Below are 4,207 nucleotides of genomic sequence, written 5' to 3' on the forward strand. Positions count from 1 at the left end.
CCCGCGCCGGCGCGGGTGGCCGGGGGGTCCGGCCGGGTACGGTCCGGACCCCCGGCCCCTGTTGTCCCCGGCGGCCTCTCCTCCCGACCGGCCCTCGGCCCGCCGGCACCGCCGTTCGTGCCGTCTCTTCCGTGCGGCCTCGCGTGTCCCCTGAAGAGGTGTCAGGGGCGTGCTCCATCCGGCCGCTTCGCGGCGGCCCCCGTGGCCGTATACCCGGAGTCGCCGCAACAGTGTGCGGAATGTCCGATTTGTCCACAATGAGAGGGATCCCTCATCGTGCGTTTCCCGTCGCTGACCCTGGCCGCGGCCGGCGCCGCCCTGCTCGCCCCGACGGCGCTGCCCGCCCCGGCCACCGCCGTCCCGCCCCGCGAGCGGCCCGCTGCCCGCGGCGAGGGCCCGGTCACCGCCGCCGGCCTCAAGCGGCCGGCGGCCCGCGGCGAGAGCGCGGTCATCGTCGCCGGCCTCAAGCGGCCGGTGGCCCGCGGCGAGAGTGCGGTTGCCGCTGCCGACCCTGAGCGGCCGGTGGCCCGCGGCGGGAGCGGGGTCACCGCCGCCGACCTGCTGGCCCGGACCGGCACGTGCACCCAGCTCTCCCGGGGCCGCTACCGCACCGACGCCGGCCGCCCCGCGACCGTCCCCGTGTGCGGCACCCGTGACGCCGTCTTCTGGAAGGCCGACCTGGACATCGACTGCGACGGCCGTCCCACCCCACGCTGCAACCGCCGCACCGACCCGGTGTTCGCCGCCACCACCGCCTTCCAGCAGTCCGACGGCCGGCACCTCAACGCCGAGACCCTGCCCTACATCGTGATCCCGCCGCCCAGCCGCCGCTGGGACCACCGCGCGTCCGGCGTCCGGGGCGGCTCCGTCGCCGCCGTCGTCCACCGGGGCCGGGTGCAGTACGCGGTCGTCGGCGACACCGGCCCGCGGGACGTCATCGGCGAGGCCTCCTACGCCACCGCGCACGGCCTCGGTATCCCCGCCGACCCGCGCGAGGGCGGGGTGCCCTCGGACGTGACCTACATCGTCTTCCGGAACTCCCGGGTCAGCCCCATCGAGAGCCGCGCGGCGGCGGTGGCGGAGGGGGAGCGGCTGGCCAGGCTCTTCACGGCCCGGAAGTGACCGGCCCCGCCCGAGGACCCCGTCACGCCTTCCGGTAGCTGTACGCCTCCGCCGCCGCGGCCTCCACCGCGTCCAGGTCGGCGCCCGCGGCGGCGGTGACCACGGCGGCCACCGCGCCCTCCACGAACGGCGCGTCCACCAGGCGCGTACCCTCCGGCAGTTCGTCGCCCTCGGCGAGCAACGCCTTCACCGTGAGCACCGCGCTGCCCAGGTCGGTGAGGACCGCCACCCCGGCCCCCCGGTCCACCGAGGCCGCGGCGGCGGAGATCAGCTCGGCACTGGTGCCGAGCCCGCCGCCCTCGGTGCCGCCCGCCGGGGCCACCGGCACCGCGGTGGCCCCGCCGGCCAGGCCCTTCGCCAGCTCGGCGACCGAGGCGGCCACCTCCGCGCTGTGCGACACCAGCACGATCCCGACCAGCTTGTCGTCACTCACCGTTCGCCTCCGCCGTGTCGGCCAGCGCGGCGATCAGCAGCGCCGACGAGGTCGCCCCCGGGTCCTGGTGGCCGATGCTGCGCTCGCCCAGATAGCTCGCCCGGCCCTTGCGGGCCTGCAACGGCGTGGTGGCCCGCGCGCCCTCCTCCGCCGCGGTCCGCGCGGCGGCGAACCCGGACGCGAGCGCGTCCACGGCCGGCACCAGGGCGTCGATCATGGTCTTGTCGCCGGGAGCCGCCCCGCCGAGCTTCATCACCCCGTCCACGCCCGCGCGCAGCGCCGCGGCCAGTTCCTCCTCGCCGACCTCGGCGGCATCGCCGAGCGCCTTGCCGGCCCGGCGCAGCAGGGTGCCGTACAGCGGGCCGGACGCACCCCCGACCGTTGAGATCAACTGCCGTCCGGACAGGGTCAGGACGGCCCCCGGGGTGTCGGGCGCGTCCTTGTCCAGGGCGGCCGTCACGGCCCTGAACCCGCGCTGCAGATTGCTGCCGTGGTCGGCGTCCCCGATGGCCGAGTCGAGGGCGGTGAGCCGTTCCGCCTCCCGGTCGACGGAGGCGGCGGCCGCCGTCATCCAACGACGGAAGAAATCGGCGTCGAGCACTGGATCTCCTTGCGTGGTAGGGCTGTGGACCGAGCCACCGGACCGGTGGCCGCCTGCTGCCGGATCACATTCCCCAGCGCAGCGCCGGGGTCTTCACCGGCGCGTCCCACAGCCGCAGCAGTTCCTCGTCCGCCTGGCACAGCGTCACCGAGGCGCCCGCCATGTCGAGGGAGGTGACGTAGTTGCCGACGAGGGTGCGGGCCACGGCGACGCCGCGTTCCCGGAGCACCCGCTGCACCTCGGCGTTGAAGCCGTACAGCTCCAGCAGCGGGGTCGCGCCCATGCCGTTGACCAGCACCAGGACGGGACTGCGCGGCGGCATGTCCTCCAGGACGGCGTTCACCGCGAAGTCGGCGATCTCCCCGGAGGTCATCATCGGCCGCCGCTCCCGGCCCGGCTCGCCGTGGATGCCGATTCCCAACTCCAGCTCGCCGTCCGGCAGATCGAAGGTCGGGCTGCCCTTCGCCGGGGTCGTGCAGGCGCTGAGGGCCACGCCGAAGCTGCGGGAGTTGTCGTTGACCTGCCGGGCGATGGACTCCACGCGCTCCAGCGGCTGCCCCTCGGCCGCGGCGGCGCCCGCGATCTTCTCCACGAACAGCGTCGCGCCGGTACCCCGCCGGCCGGCGGTGTAGAGGCTGTCGGTCACCGCCACGTCGTCGTTGACGAGGACCTTGGCGACCTGGATGCCCTCGTCCTCGGCCAGCTCGGCCGCCATGTCGAAGTTCAGCACGTCGCCGGTGTAGTTCTTCACCACGAACAGCACGCCCGCCCCGCTGTCCACGGCCGCCGCGGCGCGCGCCATCTGGTCGGGCACCGGCGAGGTGAACACCTCTCCGGGGCAGGCCGCGGAGAGCATGCCCGGGCCGACGAACCCGCCGTGCAGCGGCTCGTGCCCGGAGCCGCCGCCCGAGACGAGCGCCACCTGCCCGGCCACGGGGGCGTCCCGGCGGACGATGACCCGGTTCTCCACGTCCACGTTCAGGTCCGGATAAGCGGCCGCCAGTCCGCGCAGCGCGTCCGCCACGACGGTCTCCGGCACATTGATCAGCATCCTCATGGGGTGTCTCCTCGGAAGCTCGGTACGGGGGCCCGGACCTGCTGCCCGGCAGGTCACCGGCGCGGAGGCGGTCCTCGGTCTCGGTGGTCGGCGGCGGTCGGAGGCGGGTCGTGGCGGGATTTCCGCCGACTCGGCGCCGGCTCGATCCCGACTTCGCTGACGGGACGTCAGAGGGGGCGGCGCTTGATCGTCCCTCCTCCGTCTCGTCTACTGGCAGTATCGACCTTGCGTCCGTGAAGGTCACCTGCAGCTCCGCTTTCTCACGCTGGGTAGCGCCCTGTGAGCCGATGGTCATACGGCCTGCGCGGACTCCTCGACGGGCCCCGGTTTCCGGGAGCGCCACCTTGAGGTCGAGGAGGGCCAGGTGCCCCCGCAACTCTGTGACCCCGGCGCCCACTTCGTCGTGGTGCCCCTCCAGGAGGGCCAGCCTCTCCGCCGCGTTGCCGTACCCGGCGGCGACGGACGTCCCGCCTTCTGGACCGCCGTGCCGATCGCGGAGGCGGACCGGCGTCGGCGCCGTCCGGTCCGCGGGGCGGTGCCGGGTCCGCGGCCTCCGCTTCGGCCGGGCCGACCGGGGAACTCGGTGCGACGGAACCCTTCGGGCCGCCGACCGGCGGAGGAGGTGCCGTTGCCGTGGACGACTGGGAGACCTGGGAGATGCCCGACGAGGTGAGGCTGTCACCGCGCGAGCGGCTGGCGCTGTTGCGGATCGAGGCCCACCTTCGCGAGGACCGCCGGTTCGCGCGCCGGATGGGCGACTCGGGCCGGCCGGGCGGCTCGCGCCGGAGGGGCCGTGCGCGCCGGACGGGCCGTGTGCGCCGGGAGGTGTGGCTGCCGGCGTCGGTGCTGCTGCTGGCGGTCGCGTCGGGGTTCGTCGCCGTCATGGGCATCCGCACCTCGGACCCCCGGCTGCTGTGGTGCTTCGCGCTGCTGTGGCCGCTGACCCTCTTCCAGGCGTTCCGCCTGCTGTGCCGGGCCGCCCGCCCCCGGCCCC

At 75.3% G+C, this 4,207-nt stretch carries 5 protein-coding genes; 2 read left to right on the forward strand and 3 right to left on the reverse strand.

All coding sequences use genetic code 11. The annotated features are described in order from the left end of the window. Positions 1-276: 276 nt before the first annotated feature. Entirely contained in the window at positions 277-1,122 is an 846-nt protein-coding gene (locus tag CCN44_RS42325; protein WP_086704588.1) for a glycoside hydrolase family 75 protein, read from the forward strand. Between the two features lie 22 nt (positions 1,123-1,144). Here the strand turns inward: CCN44_RS42325 and CCN44_RS42330 are convergent, their stop codons facing one another. The 3 genes from CCN44_RS42330 to dhaK all read right to left on the reverse strand — a co-directional run bounded on the left by CCN44_RS42330 (position 1,145) and on the right by dhaK (position 3,213). After that, positions 1,145-1,555, reverse strand: a complete 411-nt coding sequence (locus tag CCN44_RS42330) for a PTS-dependent dihydroxyacetone kinase phosphotransferase subunit DhaM (protein WP_059247496.1) — start codon at positions 1,553-1,555, stop codon at positions 1,145-1,147. Continuing rightward, positions 1,548-2,156: a dihydroxyacetone kinase subunit DhaL gene (dhaL, locus tag CCN44_RS42335; RefSeq protein WP_086704591.1), complete on the reverse strand. Its 609-nt coding sequence runs from the start codon at positions 2,154-2,156 to the stop codon at positions 1,548-1,550. Before dhaL ends, CCN44_RS42330 begins: the two co-directional genes overlap by 8 nt. A gap of 64 nt (positions 2,157-2,220) precedes the next feature. After that, entirely contained in the window at positions 2,221-3,213 is a 993-nt protein-coding gene (dhaK, locus tag CCN44_RS42340) for a dihydroxyacetone kinase subunit DhaK (protein ID WP_059247494.1), read from the reverse strand. Positions 3,214-3,846: 633 nt separating this feature from the next. Between dhaK and CCN44_RS42345 the strand changes: the two genes are divergently transcribed. Continuing rightward, positions 3,847-4,207: DUF3040 domain-containing protein (locus CCN44_RS42345; RefSeq protein ID WP_086704593.1), on the forward strand; the 361-nt coding region annotated here is incomplete at its 3' end.

Origin of the sequence: Streptomyces tricolor, from assembly GCF_002155905.1 — a bacterium.
GTDB lineage: Bacteria > Actinomycetota > Actinomycetes > Streptomycetales > Streptomycetaceae > Streptomyces > Streptomyces tricolor.

Excerpts from the sequence above, each read along its gene's own strand:
- dhaK (WP_059247494.1), bottom strand. The coding sequence starts at position 3,213 with ATGAGGATGCTGATCAATGTGCCGGAGACCGTCGTGGCGGACGCGCTG.